The organism is Kitasatospora purpeofusca, assembly GCF_042691725.1.
GTDB lineage: Bacteria > Actinomycetota > Actinomycetes > Streptomycetales > Streptomycetaceae > Kitasatospora > Kitasatospora purpeofusca_B.
Genome location: NZ_CP170483.1, coordinates 5,513,290 through 5,533,065, shown reverse-complemented (window position 1 = coordinate 5,533,065; position 19,776 = coordinate 5,513,290). Strand labels below are relative to the sequence as shown.

At 72.7% G+C, this 19,776-nt stretch carries 19 protein-coding genes and 1 pseudogene; 8 read left to right on the top strand and 12 right to left on the bottom strand.

Annotated elements, in window-relative coordinates:
- Positions 1-33 precede the first annotated feature (33 nt).
- Positions 34-471, top strand: coding sequence for a DoxX family protein (locus tag ACFCLZ_RS23835; protein ID WP_380279067.1), 438 nt, complete (start codon positions 34-36; stop codon positions 469-471).
- Between the two features lie 343 nt (positions 472-814).
- Here ACFCLZ_RS23835 and ACFCLZ_RS23830 read toward each other — a convergent pair whose 3' ends face one another.
- Positions 815-1,309: a peptidylprolyl isomerase gene (locus tag ACFCLZ_RS23830; protein ID WP_380279065.1), complete on the bottom strand. Its 495-nt coding sequence runs from the start codon at positions 1,307-1,309 to the stop codon at positions 815-817.
- Positions 1,310-1,433: 124 nt separating this feature from the next.
- On the opposite strand from ACFCLZ_RS23830, the gene ACFCLZ_RS23825 reads away from it, so the two are divergent.
- On the top strand, positions 1,434-3,695 hold the full coding sequence (locus ACFCLZ_RS23825; protein ID WP_380279063.1) for a tetratricopeptide repeat protein: 2,262 nt from the start codon (positions 1,434-1,436) through the stop codon (positions 3,693-3,695).
- 4 nt (positions 3,696-3,699) lie between these two features.
- Here ACFCLZ_RS23825 and ACFCLZ_RS23820 read toward each other — a convergent pair whose 3' ends face one another.
- Positions 3,700-4,356 carry a class I SAM-dependent methyltransferase gene (locus tag ACFCLZ_RS23820; protein WP_380279061.1) on the bottom strand — a complete coding sequence of 219 codons (657 nt, stop codon included), beginning with the start codon at positions 4,354-4,356 and terminating at the stop codon, positions 3,700-3,702.
- 58 nt (positions 4,357-4,414) lie between these two features.
- On the opposite strand from ACFCLZ_RS23820, the gene ACFCLZ_RS23815 reads away from it, so the two are divergent.
- From ACFCLZ_RS23815 to ACFCLZ_RS23805, 3 genes are all read left to right on the top strand, one after another.
- Complete coding sequence (locus ACFCLZ_RS23815) at positions 4,415-5,014, top strand: NAD(P)H-dependent oxidoreductase (protein WP_380279059.1); 600 nt, start codon at positions 4,415-4,417, stop codon at positions 5,012-5,014.
- Positions 5,015-5,198: 184 nt separating this feature from the next.
- Complete coding sequence (locus ACFCLZ_RS23810; RefSeq protein WP_380279057.1) at positions 5,199-5,687, top strand: hypothetical protein; 489 nt, start codon at positions 5,199-5,201, stop codon at positions 5,685-5,687.
- A 288-nt stretch (positions 5,688-5,975) separates the two neighbouring features.
- Positions 5,976-6,590, top strand: coding sequence for a hypothetical protein (locus ACFCLZ_RS23805; RefSeq protein WP_380279055.1), 615 nt, complete (start codon positions 5,976-5,978; stop codon positions 6,588-6,590).
- 64 nt (positions 6,591-6,654) lie between these two features.
- Here ACFCLZ_RS23805 and ACFCLZ_RS23800 read toward each other — a convergent pair whose 3' ends face one another.
- The 4 genes from ACFCLZ_RS23800 to ACFCLZ_RS23785 form a co-directional block, all read right to left on the bottom strand.
- Positions 6,655-7,140 (bottom strand): GNAT family N-acetyltransferase, encoded by a 486-nt coding sequence (locus ACFCLZ_RS23800; RefSeq protein WP_380279053.1) that lies wholly within the window; start codon positions 7,138-7,140, stop codon positions 6,655-6,657.
- Positions 7,141-7,404: 264 nt separating this feature from the next.
- Complete coding sequence (locus ACFCLZ_RS23795; RefSeq protein ID WP_380279051.1) at positions 7,405-8,652, bottom strand: beta-ketoacyl-[acyl-carrier-protein] synthase family protein; 1,248 nt, start codon at positions 8,650-8,652, stop codon at positions 7,405-7,407.
- 236 nt (positions 8,653-8,888) lie between these two features.
- Positions 8,889-10,055 (bottom strand): acyl-CoA dehydrogenase family protein, encoded by a 1,167-nt coding sequence (locus tag ACFCLZ_RS23790; protein WP_380279049.1) that lies wholly within the window; start codon positions 10,053-10,055, stop codon positions 8,889-8,891.
- Between the two features lie 105 nt (positions 10,056-10,160).
- Positions 10,161-11,339: an LCP family protein gene (locus tag ACFCLZ_RS23785; protein WP_380279047.1), complete on the bottom strand. Its 1,179-nt coding sequence runs from the start codon at positions 11,337-11,339 to the stop codon at positions 10,161-10,163.
- 177 nt (positions 11,340-11,516) lie between these two features.
- On the opposite strand from ACFCLZ_RS23785, the gene ACFCLZ_RS23780 reads away from it, so the two are divergent.
- The gene (locus tag ACFCLZ_RS23780) at positions 11,517-12,854 is read left to right on the top strand and encodes a UDP-glucose dehydrogenase family protein (protein ID WP_380279045.1); all 1,338 of its coding nucleotides are present in this window, start codon (positions 11,517-11,519) and stop codon (positions 12,852-12,854) included.
- Between the two features lie 61 nt (positions 12,855-12,915).
- Here the strand turns inward: ACFCLZ_RS23780 and ACFCLZ_RS23775 are convergent, their stop codons facing one another.
- From ACFCLZ_RS23775 to ACFCLZ_RS23760, 4 genes are all read right to left on the bottom strand, one after another.
- The gene (locus tag ACFCLZ_RS23775; protein ID WP_380279043.1) at positions 12,916-13,335 is read right to left on the bottom strand and encodes a CoA-binding protein; all 420 of its coding nucleotides are present in this window, start codon (positions 13,333-13,335) and stop codon (positions 12,916-12,918) included.
- 88 nt (positions 13,336-13,423) lie between these two features.
- Complete coding sequence (locus ACFCLZ_RS23770; protein ID WP_380279041.1) at positions 13,424-14,659, bottom strand: dipeptidase; 1,236 nt, start codon at positions 14,657-14,659, stop codon at positions 13,424-13,426.
- 35 nt (positions 14,660-14,694) lie between these two features.
- A complete protein-coding gene (purE, locus tag ACFCLZ_RS23765; protein ID WP_380279039.1) occupies positions 14,695-15,237 on the bottom strand; it encodes a 5-(carboxyamino)imidazole ribonucleotide mutase in 543 nt (180 codons plus the stop codon).
- The gene (locus ACFCLZ_RS23760) at positions 15,234-16,391 is read right to left on the bottom strand and encodes a 5-(carboxyamino)imidazole ribonucleotide synthase (RefSeq protein WP_380279037.1); all 1,158 of its coding nucleotides are present in this window, start codon (positions 16,389-16,391) and stop codon (positions 15,234-15,236) included. The genes purE and ACFCLZ_RS23760 overlap by 4 nt, the downstream gene beginning before the upstream one ends.
- A 257-nt stretch (positions 16,392-16,648) precedes the next feature.
- Between ACFCLZ_RS23760 and ACFCLZ_RS23755 the strand changes: the two genes are divergently transcribed.
- On the top strand, positions 16,649-17,221 hold the full coding sequence (locus tag ACFCLZ_RS23755) for a GtrA family protein (protein ID WP_380279035.1): 573 nt from the start codon (positions 16,649-16,651) through the stop codon (positions 17,219-17,221).
- Positions 17,222-17,361: 140 nt separating this feature from the next.
- Positions 17,362-17,646 (top strand): annotated as a pseudogene (locus tag ACFCLZ_RS23750) (ester cyclase); the annotation flags it as partial.
- Positions 17,647-17,686: 40 nt separating this feature from the next.
- On the opposite strand, the gene ACFCLZ_RS23745 reads toward ACFCLZ_RS23750, so the two are convergent.
- Positions 17,687-18,934: an ATP-binding protein gene (locus ACFCLZ_RS23745; protein ID WP_380279033.1), complete on the bottom strand. Its 1,248-nt coding sequence runs from the start codon at positions 18,932-18,934 to the stop codon at positions 17,687-17,689.
- Positions 18,935-18,972: 38 nt separating this feature from the next.
- On the bottom strand, positions 18,973-19,647 hold the full coding sequence (locus tag ACFCLZ_RS23740; protein ID WP_030300686.1) for a response regulator transcription factor: 675 nt from the start codon (positions 19,645-19,647) through the stop codon (positions 18,973-18,975).
- Positions 19,648-19,776 lie beyond the last annotated feature (129 nt).

The window sequence follows — 19,776 nt, the reverse complement described above, 5'->3', positions numbered from 1 at the left end:
AAATCTTGTCAGTGACAAGATTGGAGTGTCCGCATGGCACCGCTCATCGCCCTCCTCGGCGGCTTCGCCGTCCTCCGCCTGCTCGGACTCCTCGCCGTCGACGCCCTCGACGCCTGGCAGCCCGCCGTCCGCGGCGCCCTCGCCCTGATGTTCGTCACCACCGGCGTGCCGCACTTCCTGCCCGCCTTCCGCCGCGACTTCGTCGCGATGGTCCCGCCCGCGCTCCCCCGCCCCGCCCTGCTCGTCACGCTCACCGGCGCCCTCGAACTGGCCGGCGCCGTCGGCCTCCTCGTCCCGCCGCTCGCCCCCTACGCCGCCGCCGGGCTCGCGCTGCTGATGCTCGCGATGTTCCCCGCCAACGTGTACGCCGCCCGCCACCGCCTCACGCTCACCGGGAAGCCGGTCACCCCGCTGCCCGCGCGCACGGCGCTCCAGGTGCTGTTCGTCGCGGCGGCGGTGGCGGCGGTCTGACCGGAGTGGGAAGTCGGCCGATCCGACTTCCCACTCCACAGGGCTTCGCCGAGGCCGGCCAACGCGTGCGCCTCTCCCCCGTGGTCGCCGAGGCCACCGAACAACTCCGGGGCGCCGGGCCGAAGGCCGGCGAGGCGGGCAGGAGCCCCGACAGGGCGGGCGTGATCACGGGCAGGGCGGGCGTGATCACGGGCAGCAGCCGGAGGTGCACCACCTCACCCTGGACCGCTGTGGAAGAAGACGCCGGCTGCGGTCGGTGGGGGCCGGGGCGGCGGAAAAAACGCGCGGACGCGGCCCGCCATGGTGTGCGGGCCGCGTCCGAATGCGGGTGAGGGGCGAGCCCTTACTCCACGATGCCGGACTTGGCGATGGTGATCTTGGCCTTGGTGCGGCCGCTCTGCGAGCCGAGGCCCTCGATCTTCGTCACGAGGTCAAGGCCCTCGACGACCTCGCCGAAGACGACGTGCTTGTCGTCCAGCCAGCCAGTCACGATGGTGGTGATGAAGAACTGCGAGCCGTTGGTGTTCCGGCCCGCGTTGGCCATGGAGAGCTGGCCCGGCTTGGTGTGCTTCAGGTTGAAGTTCTCGTCGGCGAACTTCTCGCCGTAGATGCTCTTGCCGCCGGTGCCGTCGCCGCGGGTGAAGTCGCCGCCCTGCAGCATGAACCCCGGGATGACGCGGTGGAAGGACGAGCCCTCGTAACCGAAGCCGTGCTGGCCGGTGGCCAGCTCGCGGAAGTTCTGCGCGGTCTTCGGGACGATGTCGTCGAAGAGCGTGAAGACGATGCGGCCGGCCGGCTCGTCGTTGATGGTGATGTCGAAGAAAACGTTGCTACCCATGCAGGGATCATGGCATGCCGGGCGCCCCGACGCTCGGCGCCCCCCGGCGTTTGGTCACGCTCCGCCGACCGGTGATCAACAGGTTCGGCCCCACGCGGGGCGGTGTCTGGGCCAGGATGGCGGCGTGGAAAACGGGGAGGACAGGGTCCGCAACGAGGTCAGCGGCAGCGAGGCCGGCAACGTGTTCCAGGCCGGGACCATGCACGTCGCCCTCGGGGCAGTGGGTGGCGGGCCGGCGCCGACGGCGCTCGCGTCGCTCCCCGCGCCCCCGGTGGACCTGGTGGGGCGCGGGGAGGTGTCGGAGGCGCTGCTGGCGCTGCTCGCGCCGTCCGCCGGGGACGGCGGGCCGGTGCTGGTCTCCGCCGTGGCCGGGCTCGCGGGCGTCGGGAAGACGGCGCTCGCGCTGCACGCGGCGCACGAGGCCGTGCGGCGCGGCTGGTTCCCGGGCGGGGTGCTGTACGTGCCGCTGCGCGGCTACCGGCCCGGGGCCGCGGTGAGCGGCGAGCAGGCGGTCGGCGCACTGCTGCGGGCGCTCGGCGTCCGCGACCACGACGTGCCGCCGACGGCGGAGGAGCAGACCGGGCTGTACCGGTCGACGATGGCGAGACGGGCGGCGGAGGCCGGGGCGGTGCTGGTGCTCGCGGACGACGCCTCGGCGGCGGAGCAGGTGGCCCCGCTGGTGCCGGCGGACTCCTGCCACCGGCTGCTGGTCACCTCGCGGGACAGCCTGCACTCCCCCGGCTTTCCGGCGCGGCTGGTGCCGCTCGGGGTGCTGGGGGCTGTGGAGGCCGGGCAACTGGTGGCGACGGCGCTGCGGCGGGCCCGGCCGGAGGACGGGCGGGCGGAGGCGGAGCCGGAGGCGCTGGCGGCGATCGCGGAGCACTGCGGGTACCTGCCGCTGGCCCTGCAGATCGCGGCGGCGCTGCTGGTGGACGACCCCGGGCTGCCGCTCGCCGATCTCGCGGAGGAGCTGGCGGACACCGGGGGCCGGCTGGACGCCCTGCGGCACGGCGACGGCGGCGGGATGTCGCTCGCGGTGGCGGGGGCGTTCGAGCTGTCCTACCGGCGATTGGGGGCGGAGACGGCGCGGCTGCTGCGGCTGACGACGGTGAATCCGGGGCCGGACGTGTCCACGGAGGCGGTGGCGATCCTGGCCGGCCTGGGGAAGCCGGCGGCGAGGCGGCACCTGGCGGCGCTGGCCCGGGCGAACCTGCTGGCGGAGCAGCCGGTGGGCTCGGGGCGGTGGCGCACGCACGACCTGGTGCGGCTGTACGCGGCGCGGCTGCTGGAGCAGGACGGGGAGGAGGACCACGAGGCGGCGTGGAGCCGCTTGTGGGACCACTACGTGGAGACGGCTCGCGCCGCCGCACTCCACCTCCCCGGGTTCATCAACGGCGAGCGTCGCCACAGCCGGTTCCCCGACCAGACCACCGCACTCACCTGGCTCGACGCCGAGCGCGCCAACCTCACGACGGGCATCGGGCTCCCCGAGACCGATGCCCGTTCCATCCTCCGGGTGGGCTTCGGTCTCGGCACCTACCTGTTGCACCACCGGCACCATCACAAGGACGCACTTCTCGTAGCCGCTCGAACTCTTGAGGCCGCCGCAACGACCCACGACAGCCACTCTGCCGCCGCCGCGCTCACTTCGTACGCCTCCGTCCTGCGAAAGATGGAGATGCTCGAGGCCGCAATCGAGGCCGATCAGAAGTCCGTCGAAGTCTTCCGCATGCTCAAGGACCCGTCATCCGAATCCCAGGCCCTCCTTCATCTCGGCATCAGCCTGGCAGAGGCTCAACGATTCGAGGAGGCTGTCGAGGCCTATACGCAGGCGCTCACCATCCACCGCGCATGCGGGGATCGGCGAAATGAAATCCTGACCATGCTCGGCCTCGCCATCGTCCAGGCAAAGATGGGTCGCCACGATCACGCGATGACCACCCACACCGAGGCCTTGGCCCTCAGCGAGGACCCCCGCATGGAAGCCATCGCACTCATCGGTATCAGCCGCGCCCTTCAGGACGCCGGGCGATTCGACGAAGCCATCACCGCGCTCCTACGCGCTCACGCCCTCCACGTTGAACTCGGCGACCAGTACGGGGAAGCCGTCGTCCTCGTCACTCTCGCGACCGCTCTGGATCGCGTGGGACGGTACGAGGAAGCCGTCAGGGCGTGCACCGAAGCGCTCTCCCTCCATCGCGCGATGGGCAACCGACACGAAGAGGTAATCGCTCTGGGGACTCTCGGGGCTGTCCTGCACACCATGGGACGCAAGGAAGAGGCCATCGCCACCTTCACTCAAGCGGTCGCCGTCTACGAGGAGTTCGACCACCCGGACGCCGACTCGGCTCGGGAGGGCCTGGCGAAGCTGTGGCAGACGGAGTAGGCCGCTACTCCACCACCTTGTGCGCGAGGAGGTAGGCCTGCGGGGTCTTCTCCCCGTCCTCCGGGTCGCGGAGGAGGCGGGTGGTGACCTTCAGGCCGGCCTCGGCGGCCAGGGCCGCTATGTGGGCGGGCTGTTGGCGGCGGAAGTCCAGGGTGACCGGGTGGCCGAAAGGGTCCTCGATGCACAGGGAGGCATCGCCCACCTGGAAGGCGAGGACCGCCGGGGCGCCGGGGGCGAGGACGCGGTGGAACTCGGCGAAGACCCTCGGCAACTGCTCGGCCGGGGTGTGGATGATCGAGTACCAGGCCACGATGCCGGCCAACTCGCCGTCACCATAGGGAAGGTCGAGCAGCGAGCCGACCTGGAAGGGGATCTCCGGGTGCGCGGCGCGAGCCACCTCCACCATGCGCGGGGAGAGGTCGAGGCCGGAGACGTCCAGGCCGAGAGCCGCCAGGTGTCCCGTGATCCGGCCCGGGCCGCAGCCGAGTTCGGCGACGCGGCCGCCGCCGGCCGCCGCGACCAGCTCGGCGAAGGCGGCGAGCACGGCGCGGTCCCAGGTCGCGGTGGCCAGCGCGCCGCCGTAGCGGTCGGCGTAGTCGGCGGCGACGGCGTCGTAGAACGTCCGGGCGGCGGTGAGGAATTCGGGCTCGGTGGTGGTCACGGCGGTCGACCCTACCGGGGTTAGGATCGGCCGATCGGGAGGGGCGGAAGGGGAAGTCGTGAAGAAGCGGGTCGGGGTCTATCTGGCGCATCCGAAGCCGGGGAGCTTCAACCATGCGCTGTTCGAGGCCGTGGTGGACGAGTTGCACGGCCAGGGCGTCGAGGTCGTCGCGCACGATCTGTACGCCGAGGGGTTCTCGCCGCTGCTGACCGCCGGCGAGACGGAGACGGTGGCGGCGAGCGGGGCCGCGACGGACGGGCAGCTCGCGCTGCACCGGGCCGAGGTGGCGACGCTGGACGCGCTGGTCCTCGTCCACCCGAACTGGTGGGGCATGCCGCCCGCCGTGCTCGCCGGGTGGGTGCAGCGGGTGATGGTGCCCGGCGTCGCGTACAAGCTGGGGACGGCGGACGGGGAGCCCGTCGGGCTGCTGCGGGCCGGGCGGGCGTTGGTGCTGAACACGTCCGACACCCCGGAGACCCGGGAGCGCGAGGAGTTCGGGGATCCGCTGGAGCGGATCTGGGCGGCGTGCGTGCTGCCCTACGTCGGTGTGACGGACGTTCGTAGGCGGGTGTTCCGCACCGTGACCGATTCCTCGGACGGCGAGCGCGCGCAGTGGCTACGCCAGGCGCGGCAGGAAGCGGCGGCGTTGATCGGCTGACACGGGCCGGAGGGATCACGCGCGGGCGCGCAGACGGCGGGCGGCGGGATGATCGTCCGGGGCGGATCACCGGGCCGACCGCCCGTCGTACGTGCTAGAACCGTCGGCGGCAGTGACCGCTCACCCGCGATCACCGCCCCCTGCACCGTGCATCCACCGGCAACTCCTCGACCGAAGGAGAACCATGTCCGTCGCACGAACCGCACGCACCGCACGATCCGGCCTCCTCGCGGCCTCGGCCGCGGTGGCCCTGCTGCTCTCCGGCGCCGCCGCCACCGCGCCCGCCTCCGCCACCACCACGACGACCACCGGCCTGGACGGCACCTACGCCTGCTCCGTCCCGGCCGGCTACGTCTACGACGGGGTGTCCATGAACCGCAGCTGCAGCGGCGGCGGCAGCTGGAACTCGCCGCAGTTCCACCTGCGCACGCCCGTCGACGGCCTGACCGCCTGTACCAGCGCGCCGGGCTTCACCTACGACTCCATCGGCCACAGCACCACGTGCAGCCAGTCGTCGGGCGTCCTCGCCAGCACCTTCCACCTGCGGATTCCGGTCAACGGCATGTGGGCGTGCAGCGTCCCGGCCGGCTGGACCTACAGCGCCACCGGTTCGGGCCTGGACTGCGCCGCCGTCCAGGGCGTGCCGGGCACCAGGTTCCTCCTGACCCACTGACCGCACTCGCCCGTAGAACGGACGGGTGGCCCGGCGGCAGCCGGGTCGCCCGTCCACGCCGGCTGCGCCGGGCGCGGCAGCAGGCGGCGGCGCCGATCGGCTGACATGAACCGGAGGAACCGCACGTGGTCGCGTAGACGGCGGGCGGCGGAACGATCGTCCGGGGCGGAGCACCGGGCCGGCGGTCCGCCGTACGTGCTAGAACCGTCGGCGGCAGTGAACGCTCACCCGCGTCCACCACCGCCAGCACCGTGCACCCATCGGCAACTCCTCCACCGAAGGAGAACCATGTCCGTCGCACGAACCGCCCGTACCCTCCGGAGCGCCCTGCTCGCGGCCTTCGCCGCGCTGGCACTGCTGCTCTCCGGCGCCGCCGCCACCGCACCCGCCTCCGCCACCACGACCACCGCCACGGGTCTGGACGGCGTCTGGGCCTGTGACGTCCCGGCCGGCTACGTCTACGACCAGGTGTCCATGAACCGCAGCTGCAGCGGCGGCGGCAGCTGGAACTCGCCGCAGTTCCACCTGCGCACGCCCGTCGACGGCCTGACCGCGTGCATCAGCACGCCGGCCTTCGTCTACGACTCCATCTCCTGGGGCTACGCGTGCAGCCAGCAGTCCGGCGTGGTCTCCAACGCCTACCACCTGCGCACCCCGTACGACGGTCTCACCGCCTGCGTGGGCACCCCGGCCTTCACCTATGACTACGTCGGCCGCAGCACCTCCTGCAGCCTGTTGTACGGCAGCAGCGTCCCGTCCACCACCTTCCACCTGCGCACGCCGGTGAACGGCATGTGGGCGTGCGACGTCCCCCGCGGCTGGACCTACAGCGCCACCACCCAGAACCTGGACTGCGCCAGCGGCCCGAGTGTGCCGACCACCAAGTTCCTCCTGGTCCACTGAGGCTGAGCACGGCCCGCAGAACGGGCGGGCGCCCCGGCCACGGCCGGGGCGCCCGCCCTCCCGTTCAGCCCAGCTCCAGCTCCGCGATCGCCTGCTCCCCGCTGAACCCGCCCGTCGGCCGGAAGCCGAGGCGGGCGTAGAACCCCGCCGGGCCGCCCTCCCCGGGCACGTAGGTGACGCAGACCCGGGTACCGCCGCGGCGGCGGATCTCGGCGGCGACCTGCTCGACCGCGAAGCGGCCGTAGCCCCTGCCCTGGGTGTCGGCGGCGATGTTGAGGCGCCAGAGGCCGGCGAGCGGCTGATCGCCGGGCTGGAAGACGACGTCGAAGAAGGCCATCACGAAGCCGACCAGCCGCTCGCCGTCGTAGACCAGCCGGGGCCAGGCGGTCCCGCCGTACGCGTACGCCTCGGCCAGCGACCTGGCCACCGGGGCGACCAGGTGCTCCTGGTCCGGGCGGACCTTCAGCTCCAGGGCGGCGTCGATGTTCTGCGGGGTGACCGGTTCGAGCCGCAGGGCGGGTGCCGAAGACGATTCCGTGGGCGTAGACATGCCGGTCACCCTAGGGGCGTGTCTGACCATTCGCGTCGGATCAGCGGGCGGCGGCAGGGTGCGTGCATCGCAAGGCGGAGGAGGGAGTCCATGCGGTGGGGGCACCTCCCGGCCGCCAGGCTGGGGGCCATCGGCGACCGACGACAACGCGGCGTGGGGGTACCTCCCGGCCGAAGGCTGGGGGCGTGCGTGCCCTGCCGCCGCCCGCCCGGCGGGAATGGTCAGACACGCCCCCTGAGCGCCCGCCCGGCGGGCGCCCGGTTTTCACGGCGCAGGCGTGAACACCAGCGAGGCGTTGTGGCCGCCGAAGCCGAAGGCGTTGGTGAGCGCCGCGCCGAGCGGGCCCCGGCGGGCGGCGCCCGCGACCACGTCGAGCTTGACCGCCGGGTCCTGCCGCTCCAGGTTGCGGGTGGGCGGGACGACGCCGTCGCGCAGTGCGAGGACGGTCGCGAGCGCGCCCACCGCGCCGGCCGCGCCGAAGAGGTGGCCGGTCATCGACTTGGCGGCGGTGACCAGCGGGTGGGCGCCGATCGCCGCGGTGACCGACTCGGCCTCGACCAGGTCGCCGAGCGGGGTGGAGGTGGCATGGGCCTGGACGAGCGCGATGTCCAGCGGCGACAGCCCGGCTTCGGCGACCGCCCGGCGCATCGCGCGGACCTGGCCCTCGGCGGCGGCCGCGGTGATGTGGTGGGCGTCGGAGGTGACCGCCGCACCGGCCAGGGCGGCGTGGGCGCGGGCCCGGCGGGCGGCGGCGAAGCCGGCCCGTTCGAGGACGACGACGGCCGCGCCCTCGCCGATCACGAAGCCGTCCCGGTCGGCGTCGAACGGGCGGGAGGCGCGGCCGGGCTCGTCGTTGCGCAGCGAGTGGGCCCTGGCCTGGGCGAAACCGGCCAGCGTCAGCGGGCAGATGCACGCCTCGGCGCCGCCCGCCACCACCACGTCGGCCCGGCCGAGGCGGATGAGGTCCAGGCCGAGCGCGATCGCCTCGGCGCCGGACGCGCAGGCGCTCACCGGGGTGTGGGCGCCGGCCCGGGCACCGAGTTCGATGGAGACCCAGGCGGCGGGGCCGTTGGCCATCAGCATCGGCACGGTGTGCGGGGAGACCTTCCGGACGCCGGAGGCCTCCAGGACGTCGTCCTGGCCGAGCATGGTGAGCGCTCCGCCGGTGCCGGTGCCGATCACCACGGCCAGCCGCTCGCCGTCGACCTCGGGGGCGCCGGCGTCGGCCCAGGCCTCGCGGGCGGCGACCAGCGCGACCTGCTCGCAGCGGTCGAGCCGCCGGGCCCGGACCCGGTCGAGGACCTCGGTGGGTTCGACCGCGAGCTGTCCGGCGATCCGGATCGGGAGTCCGGCGGCCCAGTCGGCCTCGATCGGCCGGATGCCGCCGTCGCCGGCCAGCATCGCGGCCCAGGTGGAGGCGACGTCGCCGCCGAGCGGGGTGGTCGCCCCGAGTCCGGTGACCAGCACCGGCTCGGTGACGAGGCCTCGGGTCCGGTTGTTGTCAGTACCCATCGAAAAGGCTCCATGGCTTCTGTGGAGGTTGTGAGGTAGGTACAACTCGCCGCATCGGTGGACACGGGGAGCTTTCGCCTCACTGCCCACACTGCCATGGCCGTGATGGTCGTTCAGATGTGCCGGCGGGCCGATTCGACCGGCCCGCCCTTGTAGGAATCCCATAGGTTCGACGGAACGGCAGAAGCCCCCGGCCGAGGAGGTCGGCCAGGGGCTCCGGTGGGTGCCGAGGCGGGTTACGGCAGGTTGCGGGCCATCACGATGCGCTGGATCTGGTTGGTGCCCTCGTAGATCTGCGTGATCTTCGCGTCCCGCATCATCCGCTCCAACGGATAGTCCCGGGTGTACCCGTACCCGCCCAGCAACTGCACCGCGTCCGTCGTGATCTCCATCGCCGCGTCCGACGCGAAACACTTCGCCGCCGCACCGAAGAACGTCAGATCCCCGTCCCCCCGCTGCGACCTCGCCGCCGCCGCGTACGTCAACTGACGCGCCGCCTCCAGCTTCATCGCCATGTCCGCCAACATGAACTGCACACCCTGGAAGTCCCCGATCGGCTTCCCGAACTGCCGACGCTCCCCCACATACCCCTTCGCGTAGTCCAACGCCCCCTGCGCGATCCCCAACGCCTGCGCCGCGATCGTCACCCGCGTGTGGTCCAGCGTCCGCATCGCCGTCGCGAACCCCGTCCCCTCCGCACCGATCATCCGATCCACCGGAATCCGCACATTGTCGAAGTACACCTCACGCGTCGGCGACCCCTTGATCCCCAGCTTCCGCTCCGGCGCACCGAACGACACCCCCGCGTCGCCCTTCTCCACCACGAACGCCGAGATCCCCTTCGACCGCTTCTCCGGATCCGTCACCGCCATCACCGTGTAGAACTCCGACACCCCCGCGTTGGTGATCCACCGCTTCACCCCGTTCAGCACCCAGAAGTCCCCGTCCCGCACCGCCCGGGTCCTCATCCCCGCCGCATCCGAACCCGCCTCCGGCTCCGACAGGCAGTACGAGAACATCCCCTCCCCGCGCGCCAGCGCCCCCAGGTACTTCGCCTTCAACTCCGGCGACCCCGACAACTGCACCGGCAGCGAGCCCAGCTTGTTCACCGCCGGGATCAACGACGACGAGGCGCACACCCGCGCCACCTCCTCGATCACGATCACCGTCGCCAGCGCGTCCGCCCCCGCACCCCCGAACTCCTCCGGCACATGCACCGCGTGCAGGTCATTTCCCCGCAACGCGTCCAGCGCCTCCTGCGGGAACCGCCCCTGCTCGTCCACATCCGCCGCGAACGGAGCGATCTTCGCCTCGGCCAGCGAACGCACCGCCGCACGGAGCATCTCGTGCTCCTCGGAGATCCGGAAGAGATCGAAGTCCGCCGCGCCTGCGCTGCCCGCCATGATGCCTGCCTCTTCGGAGAGTCGATTTCGGAGAGTCGTTCCAGCCGTGGAACCGGTTAATTACCGTTAAGTAGATCCTAGGCCTCCGACCTGCGGCTGCCTAGGTCAGTCGACGTCCGCCCCGAGGGTGTCACCGGCCCGGTGCTCCTGGAAGTACTGCTCCGTGCGGTCGTTGCGGATCGCTTCCCAGAGCCGCTCCGCCGGGCGGTCGGCCAGCAGCACCACACTCTGCTCGCCCCGGGTCGCGAAGCCGCCGAACGGCGCGTTCAGGAAGCGCACGTCGTCCGCGCGCAGCGAGCGCAGGCTCCAGGCGAGCTGGAAGAGGCCGGTGTTGGAGAGCCGGTCGTCGACGCTGACCACCTCGCCGACCGTGCCCAGCAGACCGCCGAGCCGTGCCGGGCTGGTGAGCGTGCCGGAGTCCATCACCTTGAGCATCAGCGCCCGCAGGAAGTTCTGCTGGCGCTTGGTGCGGTCGAGGTCGCCGCCGGGCAGGCCGTAGCGCTCGCGGACGTAGAGCAGCGCGGTGGCGCCGTCCATGTGGTGGGTGCCGGCCTCCCAGGCGCGGGCCTCGCCGACGCCCTCGATGGTGCGCGGGACGGTGATGTCGACGCCGCCGACCGCGTCGGTGAGGGCGCGGAAGCCGTTCCAGTCGATCACCGCGAGGTGGTCGACGCGGATGCCGGTGAGGTTCTGCACGGTCTCGGTCATCAACGCCGGGCCGCCCCAGGAGTAGGCGGCGTTCAGCTTGGCCTCGCCGTGGCCGGGCACCGGCACCCAGGTGTCCCGGGGCAGCGAGACCAGGGTCGCGGAGCGGCGGTCCTCGGAGAGGTGCAGCAGCATCATGGTGTCGCTGCGCGCCGCGCCGGCCTGCCAGGCCGGGGCCTTGGCGGCGCTGCCGGTGGTGGGGGTGTCGGAGCGGGCGTCCAGGCCGACCAGCAGGAGGTTGAGTCCGCTGTCCGGGACGGGCTTCGGCTGGGCGGAGTCCGGGACGGTCGGGAAGGCGTCCGGGATGCGGTGGACGGAGGACGCGTAGTGCTCGGCCGTCCACCACAGGGCGCCGCCGGCGCCGAGGACGAGGGCGAGCAGGGTGGAGACGGTCCAGAGCAGGACCCGCCGGGTGCGGCGGCGGCGGGACGGCGACTCGGTGCCGGGGTCCGCCACGTCAAAGGCGCCGCCGGGCTCCGCCGGCTGCTCCCCCGGCTGATCCCGCGGCTCGAAGAGGCTCAGCCCGGAGGGGGCCGGCCGCCGCTCGTGCTCGCCCGACTGCTCGTCCTCCGGCTCCATGGGCGTATTGTGCCGTCGGTCCCGGTCCGCGCGTGGGGCTTTGCCCGGCTTTGCGGACAACGGCCGAAACCGGGGCCCGCGGGACCGTCTGGGACCTCCCTGTAGGGCCGGATAGCATCGGTGGGCACGGCCGCCACCCGGCACCGTGCCGCCCGTCGCCCGCCCGAAGGGGAAACCGTGACCCTCCGCATCTCCGTGATCGGCACCGGCTATCTCGGCGCCACCCACGCCGCCGCCATGGCGGAGTTCGGCTTCGAGGTGCTGGGGCTGGACATCGACCCGGAGAAGATCGCGACGCTGACCGCCGGCAAGGTCCCGATGTACGAGCCGGGCCTGTCCGAACTGCTGCTCAAGCACGTGGCCGGGCACGAGGGTTCGACCGGCCGGCTGCGGTTCACGACCTCCCCGCAGGAAGCCGCCGATTTCGGCGACGTGCACTTCGTCTGCGTCAACACCCCGCAGCGCAAGGGCGAGTTCGCCGCCGACATGTCGTACGTGGACGCCGCGATCGACGCGCTGGCCCCGCACCTGACCCGTCCGGTGCTGGTGGTCGGCAAGTCCACCGTGCCGGTCGGCTCGGCGGGCCGGCTGGCGGAGCGGCTGGCCGCACTGGCCCCGGTCGGCGAGGGCGCCGAACTCGCCTGGAACCCGGAGTTCCTGCGCGAGGGCTTCGCCGTCCAGGACACCCTGCGCCCGGACCGGATCGTGGTCGGCGCCCGCAGCGAGCACGCCGAGCGGCTGCTGCGCGAGGTGTACGCCGAGCCGATCGCCGCCGGGGTGCCGTTCCTGGTCACCGACTACGCGACCGCCGAGCTGGTGAAGACCGCCGCCAACTCCTTCCTGGCCACCAAGATCTCCTTCATCAACGCGATGGCCGAGGTCTGCGAGGCGGCCGGCGCCGACGTCACCCAGCTGAGCGCGGCGCTCGCGCTGGACGAGCGGATCGGCGGCAAGTTCCTCAACTCCGGCCTGGGCTTCGGCGGCGGCTGCCTGCCCAAGGACATCCGGGCGTTCATGGCGCGGGCCGGCGAACTGGGCGCCGACCAGGCACTGACCTTCCTGCGCGAGGTCGACTCGATCAACATGCGCCGCCGCTCCCGGATGGTCGAGCTGGCCCGCGAGCAGTGCGACGGCGGCTTCCTGGGCCGGCGGATCGCCGTCCTCGGCGCCGCGTTCAAGCCGAACTCGGACGACATCCGGGACTCGCCGGCGCTCAACGTCGCCGCCCAGATCCAGCTCCAGGGCGCGCAGGTCACCGTCTACGACCCCAAGGCGATGGACAACGCGCGCAAGATGTTCCCGGGCCTCGCCTACGCGCCCTCGGCGCTGGAGGCCGCCGAGGGCGCGCACGTCGTGCTGCACCTCACCGAGTGGCAGGAGTTCCGCGCGCTCGACCCGGCCGAGCTGGGCGCGGTGGTCGCCGAACGCCGGCTGCTCGACGGACGCAACGTCCTGGACGCCGAGGCCTGGCGGGCGGCCGGCTGGACCTACCGCGCCCTCGGCCGCCCGAGCTGACAGCACGCACCCCGGGCCCCGCCGGACGTCGGTCGTCCGGCGGGGCCGGGAGCTTGCGGCGTCAGCCCCGGGCCGGGTCGAGCCTCGGGATCTCGATGGCGGGGCACCGGTCCATGACCATGTCCAGGCCCGCGGCCCGGGTGCGGTCGCGGGCGGCCTCGTCGATCACGCCGAGCTGGAACCAGACCGCCCTGGCGCCGACGGCGGCCGCCTCGTCGGCGACCCGGCCGGCGAGTTCCGAGCGGACGAAGACGTCGACCACGTCGACGTCGAAGGGGATGTCCGCGAGGGAGGCGTACCCCTGCTCGCCGAGCACCGTCTCCGCCTTGGGGTGCACGGGCACGATCCGCTTGCCGAAGCGCTGCAGCACCTCGGCCACGCCGTAGGCCGCCCGCCCCCGGTTGGAGGACAGGCCCACGACGGCCCAGGTGTCGCCCAGCTCGGTGAGGATCCTGCGGACCGTCTCCCGGTCGTCGTCCATGCCCTGCCTCCTGGTGTCCGGGCACCCGCGGCCGGGGTGCCTTCCCTTCGGCCCCAGCGCGGCCGGGGGGCCGGTCATTCCCCGCCGGTCAGCCGTCCAGGCCGCGCAGGCCCGCGATGGTGGCGAGGGACGGGGTGCGGCCCTCCGCGCGCAGGCGGGCGGCGGCGGACTCGGCGTCGCGCAGGACCCGGACGGCGTTGTGCCAGGTGAGCTTCCCCAGGTCGGTCCCGGACCAGCCGCGGCGCAGCAGTTCGGCGATCAGGTTGGGGTAGCCGGCGACGTCGTCCAGGCCGTCCGGGAGGAAGGCGGTGCCGTCGAAGTCGCCGCCGATGCCGATGTGGTCGATGCCGGCGACCTCGCGCATGTGGTCGAGGTGGTCGGCGACGGTGGCGACGGTGGCGATCGGGCGCGGGTTGGCCTGCTCGAAGGCGCGCTGGCAGGCCATCCCGGCCGGGGTGGTGTCGAGGTGGTCGAAGCCGTGCGCCTCCATGTTCTCGTCCGCGGCGGCGGTCCACTCGATGGCGGCGGGCAGGATGAACTTGGGCACGAAGGTGGCCATCGCCACGCCGCCGTTGCCGGGGAGCCGGCCGAGGACGTCGTCGGGGACGTTGCGCGGGTGGGCGCAGACGGCGCGCGAGGAGGAGTGCGAGAAGAGCACCGGCGCCTCGCTGACCCGCAGGGCGTCGCGCATGGTGTCGGCGGAGACGTGCGAGAGGTCGACGAGCATGCCCAGCCGGTTCATCTCCCGCACGACCTCCTCGCCGAAGGCGGTGAGGCCGCCCGCGGCGGGCTTGTCGGTCGCGGAGTCGGCCCACGGCGTGTTGTCGTTGTGGGTGAGCGTCATGTACCGGACGCCGAGCGCGTACAGGGCGCGCAGGGTGGCGAGCGAGCAGTCGATGGAGTGGCCGCCCTCGGCGCCGATGAGGGAGGCGATGCGGCCCTCGGCGCGGGCGGCCTGCAGGTCGTCGGCGGTGAGCGCGAGCCGCAGCCGGTCGGGGAAGCGGTCGACCAGGGCGTGGACGAAGTCGATCTGTTCGAGGGTGGCACTGACGGCGTGGTCCCCGGCGAGCCTGCTGGGCACGTAGACGGACCAGAACTGCGCGCCGACCCCGCCCGCGGTGAGGCGGGCGAGGTCGGTGTGCAGACGGGCGCTCTGGTCGGCGGCCAGGTCGAGGGCGTCGAGGTCGTAGCCGACCTGCTCGCGCATCGCCCAGGGGAGGTCGTTGTGGCCGTCCACGACCGGGGTGGCGCTCAGGACGGCCTTGGCGCGCTCCAGCAGGGCGGCGGCGTCGGCGGGGGCGGAGTCCAGCGGCTCATAGGTCATATGAGCTGTTGTATCCGACAGGACTGATTTTGAGACTACTTTCCGAAGCCGAAGGAGGCCGAACCCGCCACCTTGGCCCGGAGCTTCTTGCCCTTCTCGGTGGCCTGGCCGTTCAGCTCGGCCTGGAAGTCGGTCATCCGCTCGGTCAGCTCCGGGTCGAAGGCGGCCAGCATCCGCACCGCCAGCAGGCCCGCGTTGCGCGCGCCCGCCACCGAGACGGTGGCCACCGGCACACCGGCCGGCATCTGCACGATCGACAGCAGGCTGTCCATGCCGTCCAGGTAGCGCAGCGGCACCGGCACGCCGATCACCGGCAGCGGGGTGACGGAGGCGAGCATGCCCGGCAGGTGGGCGGCGCCGCCGGCGCCGGCGATGATCGCCTTCAGCCCGCGCTTGTGGGCGTTCTCGCCGTAGGCGACCATCTCGCGCGGCATCCGGTGCGCGGAGACGACGTCGACCTCGTAGGGGATCTCGAACTCGTCGAGGGCCTGGGCGGCGGCCTCCATCACGGGCCAGTCGGAGTCCGAGCCCATGACGATGCCGACCACCGGAGAGGTCGCAGAGGTGGGGGAGCTCATTCGGTGATCGTTCCTCGCAGGTAGGCGGCCGCGTGGCGGGCGCGCTCGCGGACGTCGTCGAGGTCGTCCCCGAAGACGTTGACGTGGCCGACCTTGCGGCCGGGCTTCACGTCCTTGCCGTACATGTGGATCCGCAGGCCGGGGTCGCGGGCCATGCAGTGCAGGAAGGCGTGGTACATGTCCGGGTAGTCGCCGCCCAGGACGTTGACCATGACCGTCCACTTGGCGCGCGGCCGGGGGTCGCCGAGCGGCAGGTCGAGGACGGCCCGCAGGTGGTTCTCGAACTGCGAGGTGACGGCGCCGTCCTGGCTCCAGTGCCCGGAGTTGTGCGGCCGCATGGCCAGCTCGTTGACCAGGATCCGGCCGTCGCGGGTCTGGAACAGCTCGACGGCGAGGTGGCCGGTGATGTCCAGCTCGCCGGCGATCCGCAGGGCGAGCTGCTGGGCCTCGTCGGACAGCGCCGGGTCGAGGTCGGGCGCCGGGGCGGTGACCTCGGCGCAGACGCCGTTCTCCTGGACGCTCTCCACCACCGGGTAGGCGACGGCCTGGCCGCTGGGCGAGCGGACCACGTTGGCGGCCAGCTCGCGGACGAAGTCGACCTTCTCCTCGGCGAGCACCGGGACGCCGGCCAGGAACGGGGCCTTGGCCTCCTCCTCGTCGCCGACGACCCAGACGCCCTTGCCGTCGTAGCCGCCGCGCACCGTCTTCAGCACGACCGGGTACCCGGCGCCCTCCTCGGCGAACGCGGTCACGTCGGCCGGGTCGGCGACGATCCGGTGCCGGGGGCAGGGGACGCCGATGGAGTCCAGCCTGGCCCGCATCACGCCCTTGTCCTGGGCGTTGACCAGCGCGTCCGGGCCGGGCCGGACGGCGACGCCGTCGGCCTGCAGGGCCCGCAGGTGCTCGGTCGGCACGTGCTCGTGGTCGAAGGTGATCACGTCGCAGCCCTCGGCGAAGCGCCGGAGGGTGTCGAGGTCGCGGTAGTCGCCGAGGACGACGTCGGAGACGACCTGCGCCGCCGAGTCCTGGGGAGTGTCGGCGAGGAGCTTGAACCGGATCCCGAGCGGGATGCCCGCCTGGTGTGCCATGCGGGCAAGCTGCCCGCCGCCGATCATGCCCACCACTGGAAAATTCGCGTTGCCCGGGGAAGTCACCCGGCCAGGATATCCGGGCCGGTCGGAGGGCGTGGAACCGCTCCCCGCGCAGCGGCGTCCCAGAGGACGGGCCCGGGTGGACGCGCCGCGGGGGCTGAGCCGATCGGTGGAACCGGGTAGCCTGGTCGGCTAGGTCCTGGTACGCGCGGTCCGATCATGTGCGTGCACGCAGGGCTCAAGGGGTTGACGGCGCTCGGGCCGCGGCACCCTTACGTCCGCAGGCACGCAGGCACCCAGGCACACGGAGGCAGCCCGGTATGGCGACGACCACGGCGTCGAACCCCTCGCTGGCGCAGAAACTGCGCGGCTTGTCGGGCGAGGCGGTGAAGTTCGGCGTGGTCGGCCTCAGCGGTGTCGTGGTGAACTTCGCCGTCTTCTGGGTCTGCATCAACGGCCTGCACCTGGCCTCGCTGCGCTCCAACATCGCCGCCACACTGGTCGCGATCGCCACCAACTACCTGGGCTACCGCTACTGGCTGTACCGGGACCGGGACGCCGCCTCGCGCAAGCGGGAGATCACCCTGTTCCTGGTGTTCAGCGGCGCCGGCATGCTGATCGAGACCGGGGTGCTCGGCTTCTCGGTGTACGTGCTGGGGCTCTCCTCGCACTTCGAGCAGATGGCCTCGAAGGTCGGCGGCCTGGCGCTCGGCACGGTGTTCCGCTTCATCTCCTACCGCACCTGGGTGTTCAAGGCCGTCCCGGAGCCGACCGAGGAGCAGCTCGCCGCGGCCCGTAGCGAGCCGGCCGCGGACGCGCCGGCCGCCGGCGTGGTCGCCCAGGCCGAGCTGATGCTGGCCGCCGAGCAGATCCGGTTCGCCAAGGCCGAGTAGCCCGGCCCTCCCCCGCCCTCCCCGGGCCGGCCCCGACGGCCCTCCGGTTGCCGCCCCGGCCGCCGCGGGAGGACAGTGGTGACGGAGGGCGAGCACGGTCGGCGAACGATCGAGGCCGCGGGGGACGCAGGAGGCTCGCCATGACCTTCGTCCAGATCATCGACTGCCGGACCGACCACCTCGAAGAGTTCAACGGCCTGCTGGACCGCTGGATGGACCAGACCGAGGGCCGGCGGACCGTCGACCACGCGATGGTCGCCACCGACCGCTCCGACCCGCGGCACGTGGTGGAGATCGTCGAGTTCCCGTCGTACGAGGCCGCGATGCGCAACTCGGGCCTGCCGGAGACCGACCGGGTCTACCGCGAGATGGTCGCGCTCTGCGACGCGCCGCCCACCTTCACCGACCTGGACGTGGTCCGGGACGCCAAGCGCTGACGCCGGCCCGCACGCCCCGCGCCCCCGGTCACCCCTCGCGCTGGCTGCGGCCCAGGAAGAGCGCGAACACCGCCGGCCGCAGCGAGAGCAGCTCCAGCCGCCCGCCGTCCGCCTCCGCGAGGTCGCGGGCGACGGCGAGGCCGATGCCGGTCGAGTTGCGGCCGCTGACCGCGCGTTCGAAGACCCGGTTGCCCAGCTCGGCCGGCACCCCGGGCCCCTCGTCCTGCACCTCGACGACCACCGACGTCCCTGACGGCCGCACCCGCAGGGTGATCGTGCCGGCGCCGTGCATCAGCGAGTTCTCGATCAGGGTGGCCAGCACCTGGGCGACCGTGCCGGGGGTGCCGACGGCGATGACCCCGTGCAGGCCCTCGACCTGGAGCACCCGGCCGGTGCCGCGCAGCGACGGCCCCCACTCCTCGACCTGCTGCTTGACCACGTCGTCGAGGTCGAAGGCGACGGCCGTGGGGCTGCGCGGGTCGCGCTGGGTGGTGAGCAGCCGCTGGACGACGTCGGTGAGCCGCTCGACCTGCTGGAGGGCGATGGTGGCCTCCTCCTTGACAGTCTCCGGCTCCTCGGCGACCGCGGTGATCTCCTCCAGCCGCATGGAGAGCGCGGTCAGCGGGGTGCGCAGCTGGTGCGAGGCGTCGGCGGCGAGCCGGCGTTCGGCGGTGAGCATCCGGGCGATCCGCTCGGCGCTGGTGTCGAGCACCTCGGCGACCCGGTCGAGTTCGGGCACGCCGTAGCGGCGGTCGCGCGGGCGCGGGTCGCCGGAGCCGAGCCGTTCGGCGGTCTCGGCGAGGTCGGTGAGCGGGCGGGCCAGCCGCTTGGCCTGCCAGACGGCGAGGGCGACGGCGGCCTGCACGGCGAGCAGCGCGACCACGCCGAGCAGCAGCAGCATGTTGGCGATCTCGTGGTCGACCGCCTCGCGGGACTGCTCGACGGTGACGGTCTCGCCGCTGGCGCCGCGTTCGACGGCCTTGAGCAGGTGGCCGCTCTCGGGCCGGCCGCCGCTGGAGACGACCCCCTGGCCGGGGATGTCGACCTCGACGTACTGGCCCTCGGAGACCTGGTTGGCGAACTTGTCGCCGGTGACCGGCTCCTTGGCGGCGAGCCGGTTCTCCACCAGGGCGAGCACCCGGACCGCGGCGGCGTCCACCCGGTCCTGCGCGCTGTTGACGATGGTGCGCTTCTCGACCAGGGCGAGCGGGACGCAGAACACCACGACCACCACGAGGACGACGCACAGCAGCGAGTTGATCATCCGGCGTTTCACGCTGCCGCTCCCCGTGGTGGTACCTGCCCCTGTCGGGGCTAATTCTTCTCGAACCGGAAGCCCACCCCGCGCACGGTGGCGATGTAGCGGGGGTTGGCGGCGTCGTCGCCGAGCTTCTTGCGCAGCCAGGAGATGTGCATGTCCAGGGTCTTGGTGGAGGTCCACCAGGTGGTGTCCCAGACCTGCCGCATGATCTCCTCGCGGGTGACCACCCGGCCGGCGTCCCGGACGAGCACCCGCAGCAGCTCGAACTCCTTGGCGGAGAGGGTGAGCTCCTCCTCGCCGAGCCAGGCGCGGTGCGACTCGATGTCGATCTTGACGCCGTGCGCACCGGTGGTGAGCTGGTCGACGTTGCCGCGCCGGAGCAGGGCCCGGACGCGGGCGAGCAGTTCGGCGAGGCGGAAGGGCTTGGTGACGTAGTCGTCGGCGCCGGCGTCCAGGCCGACCACCGTGTCGACCTCGTCGGCGCGGGCGGTGAGCACCAGGACGGGGCAGCTGCGGCCGTCGGCGCGCAGCCGGCGGCAGACCTCCAGCCCGTCCATCTCGGGCAGGCCGAGGTCGAGGACGACGAGGTCGACCTCCTCGCCGAGGCCCGCGGCCAGTGCGGACGGCCCGTCCTCGCGGACGAGCACCTCGTATCCCTCGCGGCGCAGTGCGCGGGCGAGCGGTTCGGAGATCGCCGGGTCGTCCTCGGCGAGCAGCACACAGGTCATGTGGTGATGGTAGTCGGCCGGGGAATGCCCGTTGGCGCCGTGAGGTAGTTCACACTGCGTGATCGTTATACGGAGTGCAATCGCACCCCAACCGACACGCCCGGCCCGCCCGTTCGGTGAAGATCTTCC

What these genes read in the sequence shown, in the direction of transcription:
- ACFCLZ_RS23755 (WP_380279035.1), top strand. Translation starts at nt 16,649, where the DNA reads ATGGCGACGACCACGGCGTCGAACCCCTCGCTGGCGCAGAAACTGCGC.
- ACFCLZ_RS23805 (WP_380279055.1), top strand. Translation starts at nt 5,976, where the DNA reads ATGTCCGTCGCACGAACCGCCCGTACCCTCCGGAGCGCCCTGCTCGCG.
- ACFCLZ_RS23810 (WP_380279057.1), top strand. Translation starts at nt 5,199, where the DNA reads ATGTCCGTCGCACGAACCGCACGCACCGCACGATCCGGCCTCCTCGCG.
- purE (WP_380279039.1), bottom strand. Translation starts at nt 15,237, where the DNA reads ATGAGCTCCCCCACCTCTGCGACCTCTCCGGTGGTCGGCATCGTCATG.
- ACFCLZ_RS23800 (WP_380279053.1), bottom strand. Translation starts at nt 7,140, where the DNA reads ATGTCTACGCCCACGGAATCGTCTTCGGCACCCGCCCTGCGGCTCGAA.
- ACFCLZ_RS23835 (WP_380279067.1), top strand. Translation starts at nt 34, where the DNA reads ATGGCACCGCTCATCGCCCTCCTCGGCGGCTTCGCCGTCCTCCGCCTG.
- ACFCLZ_RS23740 (WP_030300686.1), bottom strand. Translation starts at nt 19,647, where the DNA reads ATGACCTGTGTGCTGCTCGCCGAGGACGACCCGGCGATCTCCGAACCG.
- ACFCLZ_RS23785 (WP_380279047.1), bottom strand. Translation starts at nt 11,339, where the DNA reads ATGGAGCCGGAGGACGAGCAGTCGGGCGAGCACGAGCGGCGGCCGGCC.
- ACFCLZ_RS23770 (WP_380279041.1), bottom strand. Translation starts at nt 14,659, where the DNA reads ATGACCTATGAGCCGCTGGACTCCGCCCCCGCCGACGCCGCCGCCCTG.
- ACFCLZ_RS23790 (WP_380279049.1), bottom strand. Translation starts at nt 10,055, where the DNA reads ATGGCGGGCAGCGCAGGCGCGGCGGACTTCGATCTCTTCCGGATCTCC.
- ACFCLZ_RS23795 (WP_380279051.1), bottom strand. Translation starts at nt 8,652, where the DNA reads ATGGGTACTGACAACAACCGGACCCGAGGCCTCGTCACCGAGCCGGTG.
- ACFCLZ_RS23775 (WP_380279043.1), bottom strand. Translation starts at nt 13,335, where the DNA reads ATGGACGACGACCGGGAGACGGTCCGCAGGATCCTCACCGAGCTGGGC.
- ACFCLZ_RS23830 (WP_380279065.1), bottom strand. Translation starts at nt 1,309, where the DNA reads ATGGGTAGCAACGTTTTCTTCGACATCACCATCAACGACGAGCCGGCC.